We start from the raw sequence: 23,917 nt of genomic DNA on the forward strand, positions 1-23,917 counted from the left end.
GAAATAGTTACAGTTACCTACTAGTAAACTTGGAAGGTACCTGTAACAGGATTTTTGATTAAATTAAAAGGTGACAAGCACCTGCCAAATTTCTGGAACAAAATTTTATGGAAAATAAACTTTCCCAAACCGAGTTTAGTCTAAATAATAAAAAGAAGGGGAGAGTCACACAAAATGAAAACTAAACTTGCCTTTATTATCTTCGGTGCCCTGTTTTTGTCTACGGCTGGTGCATTTTATTATGAAGGAACTCCTGAGGAAGTTGGCGCTTCTGAGAAAACGTACATAGCGGAGAAAGAGGGTAAATCGCTTAAAGAGGTTAATAGCGATGAAGAGTTAGTGAATGAAAGTGTTAAATCGGAAGATAAGGCAGCTGTTGTGTCGGAAAAAGAAGCGACTGAATCAAAGGATCAAGTGACTCAGCCAAAAGAAGAAAAAAACAACCAGGAAAAGGCAGGATTTAAAGATACCATTCAATATGGAGACTCGCTGTATGTCAATGTTATGAATGAACCAAAGTATCAGCGTCAGGCTAAAATCGCCAAAAAGTATGGAACTGAGCTATATGCAGTTCCAGAAACTGATTTATTTGGTTATTTTAAAGGAAAAGAAATGGTCATCAGTAAGAGTACTGGGGTGGTATCAGCCAACCCGAAATACGTTGAGATGCTAAAAGAGCTGTACTCCGGCGAGGGCTTTTTATATGAAGGAGTTATAGAGAATATCGACTTTGTAAATAAGAACGGAGCTAAGGTCACGGTCGAATTTGACCGTTATGAGGCTTATACTATTAGCAAAAAAGAGAATGGGTGGATCTTGTTGTCATGGTGACAAGTATGAAAAGGAGGTGTTAGCCGCACCTCTTTTTTAATTGAGAAAAATCTTAGTTATAATACTAGTATTAAATCAAAAAGTATCATGGGGACGGTTCTCGCGTCTCAAAAAAGTGGAACACGAGAACCGTCCCTATGTTCTTGTTAGGAGTTTAATAATATGCTAATTCACTGCTCAAAAAAGCTATTAGATGAATTGAAAATTAAACCGGAACCTGAGCTGACAGAAGAGCCGTTTTTCTCCTGGAGTGCGCATGTGCTTACGATTCAGCGTAAAAAAATGGTGGTGGCCGTAAACAATTTAAATCGGTATGCCGTGATTTTGTATGGGCTTAAGACGAAAGATTTTAAGAGATTGGATGAGCTCGTCAAGGAGGGCATACGTGAGACGTGGCGGGCAGAGGGAATAAAAGGCGATGTGATAGAGAAATATTTATCAGCTGCAGGAGAAATCCGTTTTACGAAATCGAAAGACCGCTCGTCTGTTTCAAGGTTAAATCGGGCATGTGATTTCGTTTATTTTTTGGAGGAATATTTCGACCCCTATTCACTCATAAATACTCAGCTTAGCCTAAAAGTCAGCCGTGATTTGGTTGGGGCAGGTAAAAATAAATATATCTATCCTTATAGAGAGATGTTTAAAGAGCTTGAAAACCTCACTGGTGAAGGGATTTTTAGTACAGAAGCTGTTCAGCTGAAAATCTCTTTAAAGCTGGATGATCATTCTTGTTGGCGGAGGGTAATCGTGCCGCTCACTAGTACGTTTCATGAGCTTCATGAAGTGATTAATAATTCATTCGGCTGGGGTTGCCAGCATTTGCATGCCTTTTACCTTTATCATTCAAAAAGTAGAAGGAATCTATCTCCTAACCATCCTGCATTCCACGAAGCAGGCTATGAGCCGTTACTTAATATAGTAAGCAGCCCGGAGGCCCTGGGTGTCCCGATCGATATGGATAGGCGTCTGGAACACCATGTAAAACTGTCGGAGTATATCCCGGGAGTCACGCATCTAAAATATCTATATGATTTTGGGGACAATTGGGAGCATTACATCGAGGTTGAGAAGGTCATCAGGGATTATGATACCTATCATCCCGTTTGCCTTGAAGGAGAAGGGGACAGGCCTCCCGAGGATGTTGGGGGCCGACCAGGTTACTCTGAGTATCTTAAGGTGATCAATGACCTGGAGCATCCAGATTATAAGGAAGTCAGTCGTTGGGGACAAATAAATAGCTGTCGGAAATTCGATATTGAGATGGTCAATCGATTGTTTAAGTAAAAAAAGCCTGCCAAATTTGGCAGGCTTTAACCCACAGTTTTTAGTAAAGTAAAAAAGAGCCGCAACATGGCTCCAATTATTCATCCAACAACCGATGAATCATCCGCTCCCGATCCTCAAAAAACTGCTTCATAATCATATAATGATTCGTTTCCTCCAGCTTTCGTTCATGAACGCCATCCTCGCTGAACTCGTAGATTTTAGCGTCGGGATAGGCCATGATGATAGGGGAGTGGGTGGCGATGATGAGCTGGGAGTTTTCATTGACTAAATCATGAATCCTTGTGAGCATCGACATCTGGCGCAGGGGCGAGAGGGCAGCTTCAGGTTCGTCGAGGAGGTAGATGCCATTTCCGCGGAATCGATGGATAAAAGTCGCAAAGAATGACTCACCATGGGATTGCTCATGCAGGGATTTTCCACCGAATGAATCAATTACTTTCGGTCCACCGCCTTCACGATCCATCTCCTCAATACTCGATGCCACATTGTAAAAGCTCTCCGCCCGCAGGAAAAAACCATCACGCGGCTTTTCAATCCCTCTGATGATTTTTAGATAGTCCGCTAGCTCCGAATGCGAATCGTAGGTCGAGAAATTAAAGTTCAGCGAACCTCCTTCAGGGTTAAATCCTAATGCAACCGCTATCCCCTCCAGCAAAGTCGATTTCCCCATCCCATTTTCACCGATGAAGAAAGTGACCTTCGGATGAAGGTCCAGTTGGTCCAACGTCTTCAGACTTGGAAGGTTGAAAGGGTAGTGCCTGAAAGAAGGGACTTCCTCGCGTTTTAGATTTATTCTTCTGATGTATTGCCAGCTTAGGTAGCTCATCGTTCATACCTCGGACATGTTTTTACTAATCATAACATTACAGGCACCTCCCAGAAAACTGGCAGGTGCCTGTTGTTAAATAACTGTCACTAATTTTGGAACGTGAGAACCGTCCCCATGTTCACCATCCATTTGGAACATGAGAACCGTCCCCAAGTTCCACTCACCCTACTGAATCGCCTGGTATCAGGGTTACGTAGATGCGTTCGTTTTCGACTGGTTCGTTGGCTAGTAGTTTTAATAGGTGTTCTGCGGAGACGGCGCCCCATTTTTGTTCGGAGTAGTCGATGGTTGCGAGTCTTGGGTTTGTGTATTGTGAGAGCTCGATGTTATCGAATCCGATGATATGGATGTGTTTGCCGATCTCGTATTTTGTTTTTGCGATGTAGTTGTACATGCCGATGGCCATTTCGTCGTTCAGGCAGAAGACGGCCACTGGCTCGGTGTATTCGCTGACGATTTGCTCGGCGGCTTTTTCACCGGAGGGCTTGTTAAAGTCACCGGGAATCTCACGGTATACAATATCCTTATAGCGATTAACTGCTTGGCGCGCGGCACCGATCCGCTGTGTCGCATCATAAGAGCCCTCAGGTCCAGTGACGGTGTAGATTTTCCGGTGGCCTTTTTCAATCAGGTGATCGATCGCCAGTGTGGCGCCAGATGTATTGTGCAATAATACTTGATTTATATTAGGATGCTCAAGCTCCCGGTCCATGACGACAATTTTATGTCCGGCCTCCGCATGTTTGAGCAGTTCTTCGCTTGAAAAATAGAAGTCGAGGACGATGGCCCCGTCAATCATCCGTTCCGGTATAAAGCGGTGCGATTCCTTCCCGCCGCAGACAATCATTTCGTAACCTTTGCTGCTGAGGGCGTCCTGGATGCCCTGAAGAAGCTGCCCGTAAAAGGCTCCGCCGTAATTGGTCAGGAAGACGCCAATAATTTTCGTTTCCCTTTTTTTCAAAGAACGGGCTGCCGCATTCGGAACGTAGTTCAGCTCCTTGGCGATCGCGAGGATTTTCGCTGCTGTCTCTTCTGTCACCTTCGGGCTGCCGTTCAATGCATAGGAAACAGTGGATATCGAGACACCTGCCCGTTTTGCAATATCTTTAATTCCTGCCACGATTCTCTCTCCCGTCTCTTCAGTAAACTCTACTGCTATTATACCTTGTGAGCGTTTCCATCTATAGTTAATTTTTCAGTTTATAGACAATGACCTCGTACGGCCGCAACTTTTCACCAGGGGAGTCATAGTTATGGATGACGACATCTCCGTCACATACTAGCTCACTTTTAACCTCTCTGTCGGTAAAATTGCAGACAACACGCCATTCTTCATTTTTATATGTTCGTGCGTAAGCAAAAATCTCAGGCTCACTGTCCAGAAGCTTGTAATCTCCATAAACAATCAGGTCATTTGCTTTACGCAGCTCAATCAGCTTTTTGTAAAATTGGTAGATGGACTTATCACTATTTTTATCATTCTCAACATTAATCGCTGAGTAATTCGGATTCACTTCAATCCAGGGCTCACCAGCTGTAAAACCGGCTTGGGGTTCCGTACTCCAATGCATCGGCGTCCTCGCGTTATCCCGGCCTTTTACATAGATCGATTCCATGATGTCTTCATGGGCAAAGCCTTGCTCAATCCGCTCTTGGTACATATTGAAGGTTTCAATATCGCGATACGAGTTCAATTCAGCAAACTGCACATTCGTCATCCCAATTTCTTCACCCTGATAAATGTACGGTGTGCCGCGCATCAAGTGGAGAAGGGAAGCGAGCATTGTCGCGCTCTCGTACCGGTACTCCTGGTCATTTCCCCAGCGCGAAACGATTCGCGGCTGATCATGGTTGCTCCAGAATAAACTATTCCAGCCATTGCCGGCAAGACCTGTTTGCCAGTTTGAGAGGACTCTTTTTAAATCGGCCAGTTCCAGTTGCTTTAAATCCCATTTTTGCTTTCCTTGCTGTTCGTCGAGGGCGATATGCTCGAAGGAAAACACCATGTCGAGCTCTTTTCGTTCCGGACTTGTAAAAAGAATCGCTTTTTCCAGATCGGCTCCACCGGTTTCGCCAACCGTAACAATGTCCGCACCATCGAGAACTTCACGATGCATTTCCTGCAGATACGTATGCAGAAGGGGGCCGTTGTCGATGATACCTTGCTCTAGTTCCTTCGCAATCAAATCAATGACATCAAAACGGAAGCCCTTGATCCCTTTGTTAATCCAGAAGCGCATCACATCGTACATCGCCTCGCGGACCGAGGGGTTATGCCAATTCAGGTCGGGCTGCTTTTTACTGAACATATGCAAGTAATATTGCTCAGTCGTTTCGTCATATTGCCATGAGCTGCCGCTGAAAATCGACTGCAGGTCACTCGGCGGACCACCGTCAACAGAATCACGCCAAATATAATAATCCCGGTACGGGTTATCCTTGCTGCTCCTCGATTCAATGAACCATGGATGCTCATCGGAAGTATGATTCGCAACGATATCCATCATGATGCCGATCCCGCGCCTTGCCGCCTCTGAAATGAGCAAGTCCATATCCTCCATCGAACCAAACTCCGGATGAATCTGATAATAATTGCTGATATCATAGCCATTATCATCATTCGGCGACGCATAGACCGGGCAAAGCCAAATCATGTCCGCGCCAAGCTCCTGAATATAATCGAGCTTCGAAATGATTCCTTGTAAGTCGCCAATCCCATCGCCGTTCGAATCCTGGAAGCTGCGAGGGTACACCTGGTAAACCACACTTTTATGCCACCATTTGCTGTCCATTTTTCTACCCCCAATTCTTAATTAAAAAGGAAGCGGCCGAATAGGCCGCTCTATTTTACAAATAAATTTCGATTGTATTGTTCTCAGCATTGAGCATCTCAAGCTCGTCGGCGCTGATGCGGTAGCCGCCTTCGCGATAACGGTTTGAAACCTTGTCAGCTTTTACGGCCTGCCCGTTGATCTTCGCTCCGCTTTCACTGTTAAAACGATAAACGAAGGTAACTGGCTTGCCATCAATATTGAACTGGAACTCCAGGCCATCTTTTTCCTCTGGAAGAACAGGATCAATCACAAGGTCCTGTCCGTCGCGGCGGATACCCAGTGCATTGGAGATCAGCTGGTTCATATAGATTCCAGGACCGCTTGAGTAGATGCGCCATCCGCCTTTTACAGGAGCCGAGCCGTCGCGAAGCTTTTCAAAGTTCTCCGCAGCCTCATAGCGAGTGTTAAACTTGCCGTCAGAGCTGCTGAAGTAAGCATTACTTTGACGAAGTTCTGCGTTTGGAACGACCTTCTGGATGCTGATCGGGTTAATCGTCTGCAGGCCTTTCCAAACCTCATCTGACTTGCCCAGCTTCGCCATCGCTTCAACGAAACGGATGTGGGCATGGACATACTGCAGACCGATTTCGCGTCCGAAGTTCGCTGCCTGCTCGGCGCGCTTGAAATTCGTGCTTACTCCGCCGGCATAAGTAGCAGGGCGGTCCATCAAACGCACGCCGTCCGGATGGTACAGGCGCTGTTTGATGATTTTGTAGTGCGATTCTGCTTGTTCCGGAGTCAAGAGCTCGCCGATCATACTTCGTGTCATCGGAAGCAGGCGGTACTGGATTCCTGTTTTTGTATCGGTAGGGTGGACCATCAATTCAGGCTTGTCTGACTGTTCCATGAACACGAATCCAGGGATTATTTCTGTAGAAAGCATGTATTTATTGAAATCTTCCTTGATTCCAGCTGCCATCGTGCCTAGCTCATCTGCCAGCAGTAAGTCTTCTTTTTGTAAAAGCGAAGCGAAGTGGCTTACGACCTGATACGTCAGCGCAACCGTCCAGCTGCTTGCCATATACTGCTTAAGTTGCGCGTTCGCAGGCTGGAGCGTGTCATCCCAATCGCCATCGCCGTAAGAAGACAAATACGTATCATGTAAAAAGTGATCCTTGATATACTGGATTTGCTTTTTTACATGATCAAGCAATGTTACTTTTTCCTCGGTGAATTCAAAACTGCCTTTTTCAGTATAAGGAAGCTCTTCGCTTAAGATCGAGTAATCATTCGTTGCTCTTAGGTACTCAACGATGACCTTCAATGGCCAGACGATGATGTCGCCGTGGCTTTCTTCCTGCTGGAACTTGTAATAGTTGTCGAACATGAACCACTGCGGCCAGTTACCGTCATCACTGTACTGGTGAGAGTAGACCGTCTTGATGATGTCTTTAACATTTTCATATTTTTGCGTCGCGATGAAATATTCGGTCGGACCCTGGCACACATCACGCGTTCCCCAGGCAGCGCCGCCGTACTGCTCAAGACCATGAGGTACGGAATAGTGGACGAGCATATTGTGCGTATACCACCATGCGAGCGCGTTAACCTTGCTTAACTCTTCGGTAGTTGCACCATTTTGCGTCAAATTGAACCCGTTCATTGTCGATGCGAAAAATTTGCGGTACTTCTCGATTTCCGTTTGTGCATCGGAATCTGCGAAAGGAATTTCTTTTCCATCAAGCAGACCCTGGACAGCCATACTCCACTCACTTGACTCGTTCAACTCTAAAACCGCCAAAGATGCAGCATCTGCTTCGATGTTCTCACCGAACAATCTTGAATCTTTAACTTCGAATTCACTGCCATTGATTTGCATACGGTAGCTCAGGTAAGGGAATACGGTTGTGCTATCTGCTCTTTCACCCGCTGTAAAAGTAAGGACATTACCGTCTTGCTCCATTTTGTAAGCCTGAGCATACTCGTTATTGTTCATTGATACCTGGTTTGTCACGAGATAGCGGTACGCTTTTCCGTTAGCAGAGCGAACCTGAAGTCGCAATTGCGGTGAATCCACAGCACTGTAAGTAGTGATGACGATCAGGTCATCATTCGTTTTGTAGTACCAGCGGCCATAATTGAAGCCCATTTCGAACATCGATGGCATCGTTAGCAGACGGTAGCTGCCTTCGATTTCAACATAAATCCTCTGTCCGGAAGTCTTCATTACATTCAACGCATTACGAGCATTCGTCAGCATCTTGTTGAACGAAGTGTTGCCAACAACGATGTGCGAGTTGAAAATTCCGTACATATATAAAGTCGTAGTCAGGACGTTCTTGATGTTGTCGACATTGCCGCCGCTCATAAGAATATGGCCATGCGGACGCTCAACCAATAGTTCTTTTTCCTTCAAAACAACATGCTCGTGCTGATCCGTGAAGAATGACAGCAATGAATCACCAGCCGTTTCTTCCTGGTGGCGGTTCGGGAACAGCTCGTTGATTTCTTCTTTTGTCATAGAAAGAGTTTCTAAAGGCTTTCCGATTTTAGCAGAAAGCTGAACCTGCGCTAAGTCGGCAGCTTGATCGGCTTGAAGGGACTGGACTTTCTCCCATGCTGCCGCTACTTCATCAGTAAATTCCAACTCAGTAATCGCTGTTGGGTGATTCTCTTTAAAAATGCCATAGAATACGAACTGCGCTTTACCGTTCAGGGTTACTTTTTCAGACTGAAGGGCGGTGTAGGCAAATTCATATTGATAGACTTCATTCGCTAGATTTTCCTTCGCTAGAATCTCAGGTACATCCGTTTCTTTATAAGAAAGGCCGAAGAATTGGTAGCCGTCTGTTGAGTAGCCAGTTGCTTTTGTCAGTGAACCTTGCTGCACGTATGGGAAGCAGCCGCCGCTCATCGGCTGGTTCTGGCGGGAGCAGACGACATAGCCTATTTCCGCGTCGTTAAAAGCATTGTGGTCGATGTACTGGGACATATACGCTTCATTCGTACGGACAGCGCCCTTGTCAGCAAGGCCCATATCCTGACCGTAAATGACATCAATCTTAGCATCGTTTCCTTCCACTTCAACATCCCAGAACCAAACGCCGCCCTCTGTCAGGGAAAAAGTCACCTGATACTTGAGGCCATGAGCTTCGCCCTTCCAGAAAACCTGGTCGCCAGTGTGGCTGACAGTGCTTGTTGATTTCGAACCAAGCAAAGGATAGAACTGGATTCCGTTTTCTCCGTGGATGCGTAAAAATAAGTTATTTAAAGAGCCGTCGATTTCGTTCGATAGCCACTGATTGATCATAGTCGATTTATTCGCAATCTCATAAAGATCGCCGCTATTTAAAAACGTAAAGCTCAAGTCATTAGCCTGAATGGTGAACTTTGACTGTGTCATCGGTGTCAACTTCTTTCCTTTAAGGTTTGGTATAAGAGGAAGTAGTTCATCGCTAACTACTTCCTGAATTTACTAAATGATTAGATCAATTCGAAAGGTAATTCAACCGTATCCCTGCTGTTAGGTCCAACAAAAGCGATGAACTTCCCTGGGTCGCTCTTGAAGCTTAAATCAGCGTGATGGTAGCGTAATTGCTCTTCTGTAATTTCGAACGTCACTGTCGCTTTTTCGCCAGACTCTAAAACGACTTTCTTGAAGCCTTTTAGTTCCTTCATTGGTCTTACGACTTCACCGGTTACGTCGCGTACATAGAGTTGGACGATTTCCTCGCCGGCCATTTCGCCGGTGTTTTCAACCTCTACAGAAACCGTCAATGGCTTGGAAGCTGACATAGAAGTATCGGATAATTTTACATTGCTATATTCAAAGCTTGTATAGCTCAACCCGAATCCGAAAGGAAGGAGTGGGTCGTTCGGGATATCTAAATACTGTGATACATACCGTTCCTGGGCGTCAGGCGCTCCTTGTGGGCGGCCTGTGTTGAAATGATTGTAGTAAACTGGTACCTGTCCAACAGAATAAGGGAAGGACATCGTCAGCTTCGCGGATGGGTTCGCATCGCCGAACAGAATGTCTGCCACAGCGTTTCCACCCTCTGTGCCTGGGTACCAAGCTTCTAGAAGCGCATCCGCTTCATCCCAGATGCCATGCAGGTCGAGCGGGCGTCCGTTGAATAGCACAGCCACAATTGGTTTGCCAAGCTCCTTCATTTTAGCGGCCAGTTCCAGTTGGACCTCTGGCAGGCGGATATCGGCACGGCATCCGGCTTCACCGCTCATTTCGGAAGCTTCACCAAGCGCAAGGACGATTACATCTGCCTCTTCAGCCGTTTTTACAGCCTCAGCGAACTGTTCCTCGGTACCCGTTTCAATTTCACAGCCCTTTGCTGTTAAAAGAAGGGAAGAGTCCAGCTTCGCCAGCAAGCCGTCATATAATCGAACCGCTTTTTCCTTTGAACCAAGGAATGACCAAGGTCCTAAAATATCTTCGTTTTGTGCGAATGGACCGATTAGCGCGATTTTCTTTTCTTTATTAATAGGAAGAACTCCGTTGTTTTTTAATAAAACAGAAGACTTCACAGCTAGCTCTCTTGTAGCGCCGCGGTGTGCGTCGCTCATGATTAATTCTTGCTCGAGCGCTTCGTCTGCGCCACGATATGGATTTTCAAATAATCCTAATTTATCTTTCAAAGTCAGAATTCGCATAACGGATTCATCGATTAGCTTTTCATCCACTTTTCCGCTTTCAACCTGAGCTTTTAAATGGTCGACATAGCAAGCCGTCATCATTTCGATGTCGACTCCAGCCTGGATCGCTTTGTAGGCAGCTTCCGCTTCATCCTCTGCAACTCCATGAGGAATCATTTCTTTTACAGCACCCCAGTCGGAAATGAGGACGCCGTCGAAGCCCCACTCATCGCGGAGCAGGTCGCGCATTAGTTTTACATTGCCGGTTGCCGGGATGCCGTCGACCGTGTTGAATGCCGTCATGACCATTTCGCAGCCTTCGTCGAGCGCTGCTTTGTAGGCTGGAAGATAGGATTCTCTCATTTGGCGTTCAGACATATTGACGGTATTGTAATCACGGCCTCCTTCAGCAGCACCGTATGCAGCGAAATGCTTCACACAAGCTGCTACTGATTCTTTATTATTTTTCAAGTCTTTCCCTTGGAAGCCGCGTACAAACGACTTCGCAAATTCACTATTTAAGTACGGGTCTTCACCAGTCGATTCCATCACGCGTCCCCAGCGAGGGTCGCGAACAAGGTCAACCATTGGCGCAAAAGTTACATGGACGCCCGCAGCCGCTGCTTCTTTTGCTGCGATTTCAGCGCTCTGCTCAGCCTTGTCTAAATCCCATGAACAGCCGATTGCAAGAGGTACAGGGAAAATCGTTTTATAACCGTGGATGACATCCGCCATAAATACTAGAGGAATGCCTAAGCGGTTCTTTTTCATATGGGCTTCCTGAATGCTGATTGCTTCCTTAGCTCCACCTGAAGCTCCGAGAACCGATCCGGTATTGCGGACATTTTCTTCTGTTATGTTCATAGAAGCAAGGGGACCGGTAATTTGTCCTTCATCCTTGGATCCTTCGAAAAATGGTGTAGCTAATTGAAGTAATTGTGCGATTTTCTCATCAAGCGTCATTTCTTTTAATAAAGAAGTAAGTTTCTGACTGTTCATATGGGTGAACCTCCCCGAAATATATTGAAGGAATAGAAACGTTTCGAATAAAGTTACAACTGCATTATAAGCGCTTTCTTTTTTAGAGTCAATGAATTATCGAAACGTTTCTATTAGTTAATGAAAGCGAAACCATTATTAGCAAGGATTTTAGAAAAAAAGTAATATCTAGCTCAATTTTTTACTTGAAAACGATTACACCATGAAATATAATAGCCCTATCGAAACGTTTCAACCGCTTCCAACATTTCTTTTCGAAAAAAGAGACTGGAATGTTTGAATCGTTTCTCAAGTTTCAACCTATTATTTTTTTAACAGTTTTCGAAACGTTTCACTACGAGGGGGTTTTTCGTAAACGAAGTGCCATATCGGTAGAATTTCGTCAGTTATATAGTAATGATTTGCTATAAACGGGAAAATTAAATGCAAGAACTTATTAAATTATTTTGGGGGTTTTACGAATGAGCCGAAAAATGTTTAATGTATTCAGCAAGAAGTTTGCAGCTGCAGCAATGGTAGGTACATTGGTTGTATCTGGTGCACTAGCAGGATGTTCTTCTGATTCAGGTTCTGAAAAAGACGGCAAGAAAGTCATCACAGTGTGGGGCATGGGGGAAGAAGCGAAGACTCTTCCAAAGATTGCAGATCAATTTGAAAAAGAAAATCCAGAAATTGATGTAAAAGTTCAGGCGATTCCATGGGATCAGGCGCATGATAAGCTTTTAACAGCGGTGGCTTCTAAAAAAGGTCCGGACGTTGTACAAATGGGAACAACTTGGATTCCTGAATTTGCATCTGCGAATGCATTGATGGATTTATCAGACCAGACAGAGAAATATCCAGAATTAGCTGCTGAAAATTTCTATGACGGTTCTATCGAAACAACAAAATACGAGGACAAAGTGGTAGGCGTACCTTGGTATGTTGATACTCGCGTTCTTTTCTACCGCACAGACCTATTAGAGGAAGCTGGTTATAAAGAAGCGCCAAAAACTTGGGACGAGCTTCGTGACGCTGCAAAGAAATTAAGAGAGCGCGGTGATGATAAATACGGAATCAGTATTGATACAAACGAACAAAGCTTATCGTTCATGCTGGCTCGCCAAAATGGATCTAAGCTAATCGAAGGCAACAAAGCTTCTTTTAACGAACCAGAATTCGTTGAAGCGGTTGAATACATGAATGGATTTTTCAAGGATGGCTCAGCGCCGGTTGACCTAGGACTTGACATTATCCAGGCATTCAAAGGTGACGGAATCCTTCCAATGTTTATCAGTGGCCCTTGGATGGTCAAGCTAATCAATGACCAGGCTCCTGAATTAGAAGGCAAGTGGGCTACAGCTGTACTTCCAGCGAAAGAAACGAACACATCTGCTCTAGGGGGATCGAATTTGTCAGTGTTCCAATATACAAAGAACAAAGACGAATCACTTAAATTCCTTGCATATATGAGCAAACCTGAAACTCAAATCAAATGGCTTGAAATGACCAATTCTCTACCAGCTAGTAAAGAGGCTTGGAATGATAAACAGCTTCAGGAGAACGAGTACTACAAAGTATTTGGCGAACAATTGGAAAACGCACAGCCAATGCCAATGATTAAAGCACATGAAAAAATTGCTCAGGACTTCTTGAGCAGATTCGAAAAGATTTACCGCGGCGGTGCAGACATCCAGGAAGAAATGGATGCATTTGATAAAGAGGCTGAAGAAATTTTAGCCAAATAATCTTTAAATTCAGGTTAACTAGCAGGCGGCGTGCCTGCTAGTTGCCTATATTAGTCCAGAACTTCTGGACCAAGAAGGAAGGGACTTACAATGAAAAGCTTTATGGCAAACAAGACTCCTTACTTTTTTCTAGCGCCAGCAATTATTTTACTGACTATTTTTTCGATATTGCCTATTTTTGTTGCGCTGATCATTAGCTTCACTGATCTTGATTTAGTTGGGATTGCAGATTGGTCATCTATTAGTTTTGTCGGCATGGAGAATTATAAAGAGGTTGTCAGTGACCCGATCTTTGTAAAATCTCTTTTTAACACTCTATTCTATGTAGTCATCGGAGTTCCGCTTGTCATTATTATCTCGCTGGCAATAGCACTTCTTATCAATTTTGGAAAAGCACGTATTTTCAAGGCTTTCCGGGTTGTCTTCTATATGCCTTCCATCACAAACGTTGTTGCGGTTGCTGTTGTTTGGAGCTATCTGTACAACCCTCAACTTGGATTGTTCAACCATGTATTAAACCTTCTTAACCTGCCGGATGTACCATGGCTTACAGACCCTACCATGGCAAAGGTTTCGCTTATTTTACTAGCGCTTTGGAGAGCGATCGGCATCAATATGATCATCTTCCTGGCAGCATTGCAAGGAATTCCGAAAACGTACTATGAAGCAGCGCAGCTTGATGGTGCAAACAACTGGAAGCAGCTGACGAAAATTACGATTCCGCTGCTCAGATATGCGATTTTCTTTGTTTCGATTACGACAATGATTGGCTGGCTGCAATTTTTCGAGGAGCCATTCGTCATGACAAATGGCGGTCCGCTTGACAGCACGACATCAGTTGCATTGTTCATCTATCGTAACGGGTTCCAGTTCAGCAACTTTGGTTACGCGGCAGCTGGATCATTCATCTTGTTCATTGCCATCATTATCATTACGATGATTCAATTCAAGCTTCAAAACAAACAGCAGGATTATTGATGAAAGCAGAGGTGAAAGACAAATGAAATCCAGTTCATTAAGCAGCAGTGTGAAGCAGGATAAAAGACAGCAATGGATTGTGGGGATTATCCTGGCGATTGGCGGATTGCTCGTTTCCATCCCATTTGTGTGGATGATACTATCCTCCTTCAAACCGGAAAGTGAAGTCATGCAGCTAACGCCAACGCTGTTTCCGAAGGAATTTACTTTAGAAAACTTCCAGAATCTCTTTATTAATATGAACTTCGGTCTCTATTTGAAAAATACGATCATCGTGGTTCTCTGGTCGTTCGTAGGTTTATTTTTAAATGCGATGGCGGGATACGCATTCGCCAAGTTTGAATTTAAGGGACGAAACAAATTATTCTTCCTTGTGTTAGCGACAATGATGATTCCTGGCCAGGTAACAATGATTCCAGTTTACCTGATCCTGAACCAAATGCAGCTGACGAATACAATGGCAGGGATTGTCCTTCCAGGCCTGGTCGGTGCGTTCGGAATCTTCCTGTTCCGCCAGTTCATGACCACCATTCCGGATGAATTGCTTGAAGCAGCTCGTTTGGACGGGGCAAGTGAACTTAGAGTATTCTGGCAAATCGTCCTGCCAATGACAAAGCCAATCCTTGCCGTACAGGGAATCCTAACCTTCATCGCAGGCTGGAACAGCTTCCTATGGCCGTTGATCATCGCCAACGACGAAAGCCTGTACACATTATCCGTAGGACTCTCGTTGCTGAAAGGCCAATACGGCGGCAACTTCGCCCTGCAAATGGCCGGATCCACCTTTATGGTCGTCCCAATCGTCATCATCTTCATCATCTTCCAGAAACATATTATTGATGGGTATACGATATCGGGGATGAAATAATAAAAAAAGACAGGCATCTTCTATTTTCTAGGAGGTGCCTTTCTGTGTTTAACACGTTAAAGTGCTGGGGGTCAGACCCCCAGCGCGGTGAAGTGATAAAGGGTTAGGTTCCTGTCACTTTTCGATGCTACTTAAAAAGGCTGAATAAACAAGATAGATTGAATTAATAACGGTCAACATACTGACTTCTTCCATAATAGGGGATTTATATGCTTCGATTCTGCGATTGCTGAGCAGGAGGATTTCTTCTGCATTTTTTGCTAAAAAAGAGTCAGGATTGCTTGTAATCGCGACAATCGGAATATTTCTATCTCTTAACACTTTAACAAGCCTGGTGATAAATCTTGTTTCTCCAGAAAATGATACAACGATTGCTAGATCAGATAAGGAAAGTGATTCAGCCTCTGTAATTTGGTTTTCGTGGTTGCCGTAGGCTGTTGAATATTTTCCAAGCCGGAGAAATTTAAATTGGGTATTCCGTGCCAGCAGATGGGAGAAGGTTACGCCAAAAATGGAGATCTTCTTTGTCAGGTGAATTTTTCTTGCTATATTCAAGAGTTCTTTTGATTGAAGCATTGCTGCCGTTTCCTTTAGTGATTCTGCCACATTTTCAAAGTAGTCTTTTACGATATCCTCGTTAATGCTTGCTTCTACTTTTTGATAATCCACTTCACTATCATTAAATTCTGTATATGTCCTTGCGTATTCCTTTAGTTCCTTGAACGAAATATTATCGAACTTTTTACAAAAACGGGAAACAGTTGCTGGAGAGGTGTGGCATGCTTCAGCCACTTGATAAATCGACATGCCGGGAAGCTGATGAACGTTGCGGAGGATAAACTCGGCAATCACAATTTCCGTATTGGTATGGTCGGTGGATGATTCGATAAAGTTTAGTAGTTTCGCTATGAAATTGTACATTTGCCACACTCCATCTAGATTCCTTTTAACCATTATAGACAAATTAAAAAGTTTCATAAAATGAAACTTTTGTGAGATTTGCGATTTCACTTGCTAAGATACTCATGAAAGCGATAACAAACTCTTCTAGGAGATGATCATATGAAAAAGTTTAACCTTTTAATCGTCGGTGGAGGAAGTACTTGGACGCCTGGATTGCTAAAAAGCATTTGTGTTCGCCAAAAGAGTTTTCCAATCAACCGTTTGGTGATGCTAGACGTGAATGAAGAGCGCCAGAAGGTGATTGGTGAATATGCGAAGGTATTATTCCGTGAAGAATATCCGGAGCTGGATTTCAAATATACAACGAATAAAGAGGAAGCTTTTACAGAGGATCTCGACTTTGTATTTGTACAAATGAGAACTGGCGGCTATGCAATGCGTGAAAAGGATGAAAAAATTCCGCTGAGCCTGGGAGTGATCGGGCAGGAAACTTGCGGACCAGGCGGATTTGCGTATGGGATGAGATCGATTCACGATATGGTCGAATTAGTGAACGATGTGCGAAGCGTTTCTAAGGAGGCCTGGATTCTGAATTACACAAACCCTGCGGCAATTGTTGCGGATGCTTTAGAAAGGATTTTTCCAGAGGATAAAAAAATTCTTAATATTTGCGACCAGCCGGAAAACCTTCTACGTTCATATGGAAGATTGCTAGGGTTGACTCCAAGGGATTTTGATCCTGTGTACTTTGGACTTAATCACTTTGGATGGTTTACAAATCTTTATGACAAAGAGGGCAATGACCTGCTGCCACATTTAAGGGAAATGATTTTAGAAGGCGGCTTCAGACCGGCAGACTACGAACAGCGTGATAAGTCATGGCTGGAGACATATGCAATGGTTGAGCAAATGGTAAGAGATTTCCCAGATTACTTGCCAAATACGTATTTACAGTACTATCTGTACCCTGATAAAGTGTTAAAGAAGTTGAATCCTGACTATACAAGATCAAATGAGGTTATGAATGGCCGGGAAAAGCGAGTTTTCGAAGAGTGCCGACGCGTTGCCGAGATGGGAACCTCTAGAGAATCGAACGTTGTCCATAATGACGCTCATGGCGAGTTTATCCTCATTGTCGCTGAATCAATTGCCTACAATAAGGGAGATAACTTTGTCGTTATTTTAAAGAATGATGGAATTATAGACAATCTGCCAAGCGATGCAATGGTAGAGGTCGCAGCCAGTCTGACTGCGAATGGTCCAAGACCTTATGCGGTCGGTGAGATTCCGACCTTCTATAAAGGCTTAATCGAGGGGCAGTTTGCCTACGAGAAGCTTACAGTAGAGGCTTACATGGAAGGCTCCTATCAGAAAGCGCTGCAGGCTTTGACTCTAAATAGAACGGTCGTATCAGCCGGGAAGGCTAGAGAAGTGCTCGATGCGCTGATTGAAGAAAACCGTGAATATTGGCCAGAACTGAATTAAATTGTGATTTTTCGCAGGGAGTGTCGATGCTCCCTGCAATATTAAAATAAAAAAGTATCCGCTTACACTATAGAGGCGATTAGGAAGGTAGGTTATCCATATGAAGAAATATTTCAATTTTGACTTTTTTCAGCGTATAGGAAAATCGTTTATGGTTGTTATTTCTCTTTTACCAGCAGCGGGATTGTTAATGGGAATAGGTACGACGCTTCAGTCACCATATTTAATAGATTATATGCCATTCTTGGATAGTGGCTTCTGGCATACGTTTTCTTCATTAATGAAGGGGGCCGGGAATGTAATCTTTAAGAATCTAGGTATATTGTTCGCGATTGGTATTGCCGGAAGCTGGACAGGTGGGAAGGCAGGAGCGAGTATATCTGCATTTGTTGGATATATAGTCATGCATACCGTGATTGGAATTGTCTTAGGGATTACACCGGAAAATGCTTCTGTACCAGGCAATACGTTAGAACTTGGAATCCCAACGCTTCAGATCGGTGTCTTCAGCGGTATCATGATGGGATTTGTTGCTGCAGCTCTATACCAGAAATATCATGATTTCAAAATGCCAGAAATGCTGTCTTTCTTTGGAGGGGCGAGATTCGTTCCAATCATTACAGCAGGTGTTTCAATCGTAATCGCATTAGTTTTATCTTATGTTTGGCCGCATGTGCAGGATGGAATCTTCTCACTAGGTAAGGCACTGTCAGGTCCGAATACGCCTCCGTTTTATATGTTCTTATATGGATTGGTGGAAAGGTCGCTTATCCCATTCGGACTTCATCATATCTTCTATATTCCGATTCGTTTTTCAGAGGTGGGTGGATCTTATACAACGTTGGCTGGCTCAATCGTTTCTGGCGACACAGCCATGTATATGGCACAGCTTGCTGATAAGCAGGTGAACTCTGCTATTGATATTACTGCAGGCAGATTCATGACTGGTAAATATCCATTTATCTTGTTTGGATTGCCGGCAGTTGCTTTAGCTATGTATCATACGTCAAAGCCTGAAAATAAAAAAGCAGTAGGCGGTTTACTGCTAACAGCTGCAGGTACGGCATTCTTAACAGGTATTACTGAACCTATTGAATTCACATTCTTATTTGTAGCACCATTGCTTTACGTTTTCCATGCCTTAATGGCGGGGTTATCCTTCATGATCATGTACATGCTTGATGTAAACATTGGGTATGCAGGTGGAGCAGGTGTCATTGACTTTGCCTTATTTGGAATTTTGCCAGGCGTAGGGGAGCCATGGTGGTATGTCATCCTTCTAGGACTGGCGATGTCTGTCGTTTACTATTTCGTCTTCCGCTTTGCCATCAGCAAATGGAACCTGCTTACACCAGGCCGCGGGGATGAAGACTCTAACCGCCTGTATTCAAAGCAGGATTACCAGGATCGCGGTAAAAATAAGCAGGCGCAAAGCGTATTAGCCGCACTAGGCGGAGAAGCGAATATTAACAACATCGATGCTTGCATTACTCGTCTAAGAGTCGGAGTCAAAGACAAATCACAAGTAAACCACGACGAGTTGAAGATGCTAGGAGCAAAAGGAGTATTAGAAGTCGGAAACGGTGTACAAGCCATCTTTGGACCGACAGCCGAAATACTCAAGAACCAGATCATAGAGATTATCGATAAGGATAAGTCAGCATAGCAAAGTCTGTCTTTAGTACATTAACGCGCCGGGGTCTGACCCCCGGCGCGTTAGTGTGTTATAGTATGATTCAAATTAGTCTGGTATCTTTACTTCCAGTTTCTTCTCATTAAACCCATATTGGAATTGTACTGTCCACTGTTTTGAGTCTCCATTAAATGATAGTTCCTGGATGATGAGTAACTGTTTTCCGCTTGTTTTTTTAGCATCCGTTATTGCTTTTTGGACCACCTGGGATTCTGATAGTTTGGCTCCAGCCGGCTTGTATTCCGGCAGGACAGTGATATAAAGTGCTTCTCCTTGGCCAGGGTATGATGCTTTCAAATCACCAGCCGATTCTATCTTGACCCTTTGGCCAACTTTTAGTTTCTTTGAGGCATCCGGGAAGCTAAAATGGGCTGCTCCGTAGAATACTTCCTCGCCGCCTGTTTTGCTGAAGTCCTGACTTTTTACTGACACTGCAAATAAATGGTCTTCTGATAAATCCATCACATAAGTGCCTTCCTTGGATGGCTGGTCAGTAAACTCTTTTTTAGGATAGAAGGTATCAGGTTCTCCTTCCTTTGGAGCCATCTTTCCCTGCTGCTCAAAAACAATATTTCGATCAGGAAAAAGCTTTCTTAATTGTTCCTGTTGCTTCTCTGACAGGAAGTTGTGTCCAATATTTATTTCTCCTGTTTGCGTATCAACCGACGTTTTGAAATTACCGCGGCTCGGTGTTCCTGGCTGTCTTTTCACTCTCTGGAGTGCTTGAGCAATTTCATCCGTCAAATTATAATTCTCGGTTGTCGTATAAGGGGAATAGAATATGTGGATATATTTCGCTTTAATTTCTCCTGCATCGACCTTGGTCTGCATTTCCTCAATGAACCTTCTCAGGCGGTCATCTGCCTTTTTAACGCCAATCCAATAGCCCATGCGTTCGCCGTTTTGATTGCTGTTTTCAAAGAAAATGACAGCTGCATCCTCAAGCCCTTTATAGCCGCCATAGATTTTTTCAGAAGTCTCACGGGCTATGCTGCCCTCGACTGCCTGCATGGCAAGTGACTCCGCCAGTTCATCAGTCGGTTTGCCAAACAAGCCATCCTTGAAATCTTTTCTTTCTTTGTATTCTTCGATTTTTTTATCGCGTTCAGGGGTATCTTTTACCGATTGCTTCAGCTTGGCGATGATGGGTCTGTTATTGACCACTTCAATCGTTTCCCATCCAGATTCATTTACCGGAAGAGCATCCTGGACGGGTGTGCTCGCCGCCTTGTCGGCCCCTCGTTTGTCCTTGGTATCCTGGTTATTGTCTGTTCCGCATCCAGAAAGGGCAATTGTCAGTCCTAAAATAGCTGCGATTGCATGAAGTTTGCGCATGATTGCCTCCTAAATATTGTTGCTAATTTAGACGGGCAGGGGAGGGAGAAGGTTACAAGCGAATGGAATGATTTAACACATTAACGCATTGGGGGTCAGACCCCCGGTGCGTTAATGTGGTGAAGTGCTGTGGATCCTAATATTGATTGGAAAGCATGATATGACTCGATTTGAGGGGATTTAATCAAACGTTTGATTAAATTGATGGGAGTGGTGATCTTGCGGGGGTATGGATTCATAAAAAGCGTGTTCTTGTTCATAGAATGGATTGATAAGCCATATACGATTGGTGAGGGTTATTTATATAGAGTGTAAATTAGGGGGAGTCTGATGAAGATGGTGCGGAAGGCAATTATTCCTGCAGCTGGTCTGGGAACGCGTTTTTTACCAGCTACAAAGGCGATGCCGAAGGAAATGCTGCCGATTGTTGATAAGCCAACAATCCAGTATATTGTGGAAGAAGCAGTTGCTTCTGGGATAGAGGATATCATTATTGTGACTGGTAAAGGAAAACGGGCGATCGAGGACCATTTTGATTTTTCGCCTGAGCTCGAGCGTAACTTAGAGGTGAAAGGGAAACTGGATTTGCTGGAAAAAGTGCGCTACTCTACTAACCTTGCGGATATCCATTATATTCGGCAGAAGGAGCCTAAGGGGTTGGGGCACGCCGTCTGGTGCGCGCGCAATTTTATTGGCGATGAACCTTTTGCGGTACTTCTGGGCGATGATATTGTTCAGAGTGAGACGCCATGCTTAAAGCAGCTCTTGAACCAATTCGAAGTCACTCGTTCTTCTGTCATCGGCGTACAAACTGTACCTATGGAAGAGACTCATCGATATGGCATCATTGATGCTTCATTACAAGATGGACGCCGTTATCAGGTCGAGAGCTTGGTTGAAAAGCCAGCGCCAGGCACTGCGCCTTCCAACCTTGCCATAATGGGGCGCTACATCCTCACGCCAGAAATTTTTATGTTCCTCGATAAAATGGAAACAGGGGCGGGTGGTGAAATCCAGTTAACAGATGCCATCCAAAAGCTGAACCAAATCCAGCGAGTATTCGCATATGACTTTGAGGGAAAACGGTATGATGTAGGAGAAAAGAGTGGGTTCGTCAAGACTACCATCGATTTTGCCTTACAGGATCAAGAGTTGAGGTACGACATCCTTAAATATCTTAATGACCTGTTAGAAAGAGAGCCAAAGTAAAGGGTTAAAGAGAACAGGATAAAAATACTATAAATTTTATTGATTATTATTATAATTCAATCATTGACTAGTTCGATTTGACTACTTAAAATAGAAATTAATATAATCTAAAAAAAGTGACGGGATGTTAATTGAAAATTGAGAGTGTTGTCTTCGTTATTAATAATCACATGGAAAAGCAGCGTTATGGTGCTGCAAGGGAAGTTATTTTAAGAGAGTGGAAGCGCATTACGGAGCCTAGTCACTTTCAATTGCTAGGTCAAGAAGCCAAAGAGCTTGTAAAGGTTATTGTAAAAGAAAAAGAGACAAACGAATTCGCTCTTTTGAGTGCTCAGGACAAGCGCATCTTGCGTTTGCTTAATGAAGCGGTTCGTGATGTCAAGCTTCCATATGCTAAGAAGATCTTTTTTGAGCATAGGGAATTGATAGAACAGGCACACGCTCAAAAATGGCTTACGTCCGATGCAAGGTTTATGTGCTTTGCTTGGGAAAAGAATGCTTAATACTAATATCGGGTCAGTCCATGGTGCTAAAAGCTCCGAGGACTGGCCCTTTCTTTTTAGAATAATAGATTATTATTTGTGAGTTTTCTTAGCTTTTCTTTTGCGCCGGCTCTCCAGGCTTTAACAGCGGAAATGGAGACTTGTTCAATTTCTGCAATATCCTTGATATTAAAGCCTTTTAAAAAGTGATAGAGGACCCACTTTGTCTGATTCTCGGTTAGCTGGCTGCTTTTACAATATGAGAGGAGTGTATCTTCCTCGAATGGTATAGTGGCAAATTCATCTTCTATGCTTACCCAGTATTCTTCTTTAGCGGTTGTAGTTGACTCTGCGTCTTTATTCGCTTTCGTCATTTCATTCTGAATTTTTCCTTTGATAAGCGAGTATGCGTAGTTGGTGAAATCTCCTTTGCTTGAATCGAACCGTTCCGCAGCCTCCCATAAACCGATTAGGGCGAGTTGATAAAACTCGTCTTTGTTTTTGTAAAGATTGAGTGAGCGGATTATTTTATACATCATTGGTGTGTATTGGAGCGCAAGCTGGTCAAAGCTTTCCATGGTGAATCCCTTCAGAAAGCGCGCTTTGCAACTGTATTCCCGGGTACCTTTACCATAATAAAAATGGTTAGATGTATCGAATTACGGAAAATTGAAATTTGAAAGGAAAAAGGTTTGGAAAATGCGGTTTTGGGCTTGAAAAATGAATTTTCGGGGTTGATTTTTGATTTTTAGCGAGTTATCAGACTACTTGCGTAAGAGGGGATGTTTTTTAAAGGGTGTCTCTTAATCGGAGTTCTTTGTATATAGATGGTGAATAAAGTTTCATCTCAATAAATAGAGAGGAGGACGATAGGAATGACGAGAGATGAAGTAGTAAAATTGCTGACCATGAGCCAGAGTTATTATCAAAGCTTTAAAATAAATCAGCAAAAGGTTGACGATTGGTATGAGGTGTTGAAAAGCTACTCAATTAAAACACTTAAGAAAAACCTTAAAGCACATGCAACCAAATCAGTTTACCCACCAAGTGTAAAAGAACTGATCAGTGGCCCATACCGAGATCCAGGAACCCGTGCCGTAGCAAATCGACCAGAAACCGAGTTGTTTAGCCAAGCAAAGCATTAACGCACCGGGGGTCAGACCCCCGCCACAGTAAAGCATTAACGCACCGGGGGTCAGTCCCCCGGCGCTTTAACGCGTTGGTGAACTGACCCCCATTTTTTATTTAACTTGATTTAACTAGATCGGCTACTAGGATATAGCGTTGTGGTGCATCCCCGATGAAGTCAAAGGGATAACATGTTGTGACGGTTAGTGTTGGTCTTGGTTTTGGGACGATGACGGTTCGGTCATCAGCGTCGACAATACGGACTTTCCTTACCTTGTAGGTGAATTCGCCTGCTTCAGTCGTGACAACCAGCAGGTCTCCTTTTCCAACTTCGCCTAGCTTGCGAAATACGGTGTCGCGATGCCCTGACAGGACGGAGTTGTCTTTTTCACCAGGAAGCACGCTGCCTGCGAAGTGGCCAACTCCTTTTTCAAGCTCATCTTCATCTGTTCCATGGTAGATTGGCAAATTGGCCTCAAGCTTCGGAATTGAGAGGTTGCCGATCATTTCACCTTGTTCGGGTGCTTCAGGATACAGACTATTGCGGGAAGGCCTAGTCTCTTCTTTTTCAGGCTTGCTCGCAAGGACTTGTTTCGGCTCTGTCTGTTCAGTTTTGAATAGCAGGTAACCTTTCATGAATTTGAAGGCGTTTGACCCGCTGAACCATAATCCAAAGGCGATGACAGCAACAGATAATGAAAGAAGAACCAATTTACCGGTTCTTCTTTTTTTCATATTA

General features: G+C 44.0%; 19 protein-coding genes. 10 read left to right on the top strand and 9 right to left on the bottom strand.

The features are described from left to right. Window positions 1-174: 174 nt before the first annotated feature. Window positions 175-831: a hypothetical protein gene (locus tag V7654_RS20410; protein WP_335432672.1), complete on the top strand. Its 657-nt coding sequence runs from the start codon at window positions 175-177 to the stop codon at window positions 829-831. Between the two features lie 162 nt (window positions 832-993). Then, entirely contained in the window at window positions 994-2,115 is a 1,122-nt protein-coding gene (locus tag V7654_RS20415; RefSeq protein ID WP_335432673.1) for a plasmid pRiA4b ORF-3 family protein, read from the top strand. A 76-nt stretch (window positions 2,116-2,191) separates the two neighbouring features. Here V7654_RS20415 and V7654_RS20420 read toward each other — a convergent pair whose 3' ends face one another. The 5 genes from V7654_RS20420 to V7654_RS20440 all read right to left on the bottom strand — a co-directional run bounded on the left by V7654_RS20420 (window position 2,192) and on the right by V7654_RS20440 (window position 11,370). After that, window positions 2,192-2,944, bottom strand: coding sequence for an AAA family ATPase (locus tag V7654_RS20420; protein WP_335432674.1), 753 nt, complete (start codon window positions 2,942-2,944; stop codon window positions 2,192-2,194). Between the two features lie 163 nt (window positions 2,945-3,107). Beyond that, window positions 3,108-4,067, bottom strand: a complete 960-nt coding sequence (locus V7654_RS20425; RefSeq protein WP_335432676.1) for a LacI family DNA-binding transcriptional regulator — start codon at window positions 4,065-4,067, stop codon at window positions 3,108-3,110. Between the two features lie 67 nt (window positions 4,068-4,134). Next, window positions 4,135-5,739: an alpha,alpha-phosphotrehalase gene (locus V7654_RS20430; RefSeq protein WP_335432677.1), complete on the bottom strand. Its 1,605-nt coding sequence runs from the start codon at window positions 5,737-5,739 to the stop codon at window positions 4,135-4,137. Window positions 5,740-5,794: 55 nt separating this feature from the next. Continuing rightward, window positions 5,795-9,124 (bottom strand): GH36-type glycosyl hydrolase domain-containing protein, encoded by a 3,330-nt coding sequence (locus V7654_RS20435; RefSeq protein ID WP_335432679.1) that lies wholly within the window; start codon window positions 9,122-9,124, stop codon window positions 5,795-5,797. Window positions 9,125-9,204: 80 nt separating this feature from the next. Next, window positions 9,205-11,370, bottom strand: coding sequence for a glycoside hydrolase family 3 N-terminal domain-containing protein (locus V7654_RS20440; protein WP_335432680.1), 2,166 nt, complete (start codon window positions 11,368-11,370; stop codon window positions 9,205-9,207). Between the two features lie 461 nt (window positions 11,371-11,831). Between V7654_RS20440 and V7654_RS20445 the strand changes: the two genes are divergently transcribed. From V7654_RS20445 to V7654_RS20455, 3 genes are all read left to right on the top strand, one after another. After that, window positions 11,832-13,097 carry a sugar ABC transporter substrate-binding protein gene (locus V7654_RS20445; protein ID WP_335432682.1) on the top strand — a complete coding sequence of 422 codons (1,266 nt, stop codon included), beginning with the start codon at window positions 11,832-11,834 and terminating at the stop codon, window positions 13,095-13,097. A gap of 90 nt (window positions 13,098-13,187) precedes the next feature. Then, entirely contained in the window at window positions 13,188-14,075 is an 888-nt protein-coding gene (locus tag V7654_RS20450) for a carbohydrate ABC transporter permease (protein WP_207501175.1), read from the top strand. Window positions 14,076-14,097: 22 nt separating this feature from the next. Continuing rightward, complete coding sequence (locus tag V7654_RS20455) at window positions 14,098-14,943, top strand: carbohydrate ABC transporter permease (RefSeq protein ID WP_207501174.1); 846 nt, start codon at window positions 14,098-14,100, stop codon at window positions 14,941-14,943. Between the two features lie 114 nt (window positions 14,944-15,057). Here the strand turns inward: V7654_RS20455 and V7654_RS20460 are convergent, their stop codons facing one another. Then, window positions 15,058-15,864, bottom strand: coding sequence for a MurR/RpiR family transcriptional regulator (locus V7654_RS20460; protein WP_335432683.1), 807 nt, complete (start codon window positions 15,862-15,864; stop codon window positions 15,058-15,060). A 141-nt stretch (window positions 15,865-16,005) separates the two neighbouring features. On the opposite strand from V7654_RS20460, the gene V7654_RS20465 reads away from it, so the two are divergent. After that, window positions 16,006-17,331, top strand: a complete 1,326-nt coding sequence (locus tag V7654_RS20465) for a 6-phospho-alpha-glucosidase (RefSeq protein WP_335432684.1) — start codon at window positions 16,006-16,008, stop codon at window positions 17,329-17,331. Window positions 17,332-17,482: 151 nt separating this feature from the next. Then, on the top strand, window positions 17,483-18,997 hold the full coding sequence (locus tag V7654_RS20470; protein WP_335432685.1) for a PTS transporter subunit EIIC: 1,515 nt from the start codon (window positions 17,483-17,485) through the stop codon (window positions 18,995-18,997). A gap of 75 nt (window positions 18,998-19,072) precedes the next feature. Here the strand turns inward: V7654_RS20470 and V7654_RS20475 are convergent, their stop codons facing one another. Further along, a complete protein-coding gene (locus V7654_RS20475) occupies window positions 19,073-20,359 on the bottom strand; it encodes a DUF3221 domain-containing protein (RefSeq protein WP_335432686.1) in 1,287 nt (428 codons plus the stop codon). A 330-nt stretch (window positions 20,360-20,689) separates the two neighbouring features. On the opposite strand from V7654_RS20475, the gene galU reads away from it, so the two are divergent. Continuing rightward, window positions 20,690-21,568, top strand: a complete 879-nt coding sequence (galU, locus tag V7654_RS20480) for a UTP--glucose-1-phosphate uridylyltransferase GalU (RefSeq protein ID WP_335432687.1) — start codon at window positions 20,690-20,692, stop codon at window positions 21,566-21,568. Between the two features lie 170 nt (window positions 21,569-21,738). Next, window positions 21,739-22,071, top strand: a complete 333-nt coding sequence (locus tag V7654_RS20485; RefSeq protein ID WP_335432689.1) for a hypothetical protein — start codon at window positions 21,739-21,741, stop codon at window positions 22,069-22,071. 56 nt (window positions 22,072-22,127) lie between these two features. Here V7654_RS20485 and V7654_RS20490 read toward each other — a convergent pair whose 3' ends face one another. Next, window positions 22,128-22,628, bottom strand: coding sequence for a sigma-70 family RNA polymerase sigma factor (locus tag V7654_RS20490; RefSeq protein WP_335432690.1), 501 nt, complete (start codon window positions 22,626-22,628; stop codon window positions 22,128-22,130). A 297-nt stretch (window positions 22,629-22,925) separates the two neighbouring features. Between V7654_RS20490 and V7654_RS20495 the strand changes: the two genes are divergently transcribed. Continuing rightward, complete coding sequence (locus V7654_RS20495) at window positions 22,926-23,195, top strand: replicative helicase loader/inhibitor (protein WP_335432691.1); 270 nt, start codon at window positions 22,926-22,928, stop codon at window positions 23,193-23,195. 100 nt (window positions 23,196-23,295) lie between these two features. Here V7654_RS20495 and V7654_RS20500 read toward each other — a convergent pair whose 3' ends face one another. Further along, window positions 23,296-23,913, bottom strand: coding sequence for a class D sortase (locus V7654_RS20500; protein ID WP_335432692.1), 618 nt, complete (start codon window positions 23,911-23,913; stop codon window positions 23,296-23,298). Between the last annotated feature and the right edge of the window lie 4 nt (window positions 23,914-23,917).

It is taken from the genome of Bacillus sp. JJ1609, assembly GCF_036967045.1.
In the GTDB taxonomy this organism is placed as follows: Bacteria; Bacillota; Bacilli; order Bacillales; family Cytobacillaceae; genus Mesobacillus.

Excerpts from the sequence above, each read along its gene's own strand:
- V7654_RS20410 (WP_335432672.1), top strand. The coding sequence starts at position 175 with ATGAAAACTAAACTTGCCTTTATTATCTTCGGTGCCCTGTTTTTGTCT.
- V7654_RS20415 (WP_335432673.1), top strand. The coding sequence starts at position 994 with ATGCTAATTCACTGCTCAAAAAAGCTATTAGATGAATTGAAAATTAAA.
- V7654_RS20420 (WP_335432674.1), bottom strand. The coding sequence starts at position 2,944 with ATGAGCTACCTAAGCTGGCAATACATCAGAAGAATAAATCTAAAACGC.
- V7654_RS20430 (WP_335432677.1), bottom strand. The coding sequence starts at position 5,739 with ATGGACAGCAAATGGTGGCATAAAAGTGTGGTTTACCAGGTGTACCCT.
- V7654_RS20435 (WP_335432679.1), bottom strand. The coding sequence starts at position 9,124 with ATGACACAGTCAAAGTTCACCATTCAGGCTAATGACTTGAGCTTTACG.
- V7654_RS20440 (WP_335432680.1), bottom strand. The coding sequence starts at position 11,370 with ATGAACAGTCAGAAACTTACTTCTTTATTAAAAGAAATGACGCTTGAT.
- V7654_RS20445 (WP_335432682.1), top strand. The coding sequence starts at position 11,832 with ATGAGCCGAAAAATGTTTAATGTATTCAGCAAGAAGTTTGCAGCTGCA.
- V7654_RS20450 (WP_207501175.1), top strand. The coding sequence starts at position 13,188 with ATGAAAAGCTTTATGGCAAACAAGACTCCTTACTTTTTTCTAGCGCCA.
- V7654_RS20455 (WP_207501174.1), top strand. The coding sequence starts at position 14,098 with ATGAAATCCAGTTCATTAAGCAGCAGTGTGAAGCAGGATAAAAGACAG.
- V7654_RS20460 (WP_335432683.1), bottom strand. The coding sequence starts at position 15,864 with ATGTACAATTTCATAGCGAAACTACTAAACTTTATCGAATCATCCACC.
- V7654_RS20465 (WP_335432684.1), top strand. The coding sequence starts at position 16,006 with ATGAAAAAGTTTAACCTTTTAATCGTCGGTGGAGGAAGTACTTGGACG.
- V7654_RS20470 (WP_335432685.1), top strand. The coding sequence starts at position 17,483 with ATGGTTGTTATTTCTCTTTTACCAGCAGCGGGATTGTTAATGGGAATA.
- V7654_RS20475 (WP_335432686.1), bottom strand. The coding sequence starts at position 20,359 with ATGCGCAAACTTCATGCAATCGCAGCTATTTTAGGACTGACAATTGCC.
- galU (WP_335432687.1), top strand. The coding sequence starts at position 20,690 with ATGAAGATGGTGCGGAAGGCAATTATTCCTGCAGCTGGTCTGGGAACG.
- V7654_RS20485 (WP_335432689.1), top strand. The coding sequence starts at position 21,739 with ATGGAAAAGCAGCGTTATGGTGCTGCAAGGGAAGTTATTTTAAGAGAG.
- V7654_RS20490 (WP_335432690.1), bottom strand. The coding sequence starts at position 22,628 with ATGGAAAGCTTTGACCAGCTTGCGCTCCAATACACACCAATGATGTAT.
- V7654_RS20495 (WP_335432691.1), top strand. The coding sequence starts at position 22,926 with ATGACGAGAGATGAAGTAGTAAAATTGCTGACCATGAGCCAGAGTTAT.
- V7654_RS20500 (WP_335432692.1), bottom strand. The coding sequence starts at position 23,913 with ATGAAAAAAAGAAGAACCGGTAAATTGGTTCTTCTTTCATTATCTGTT.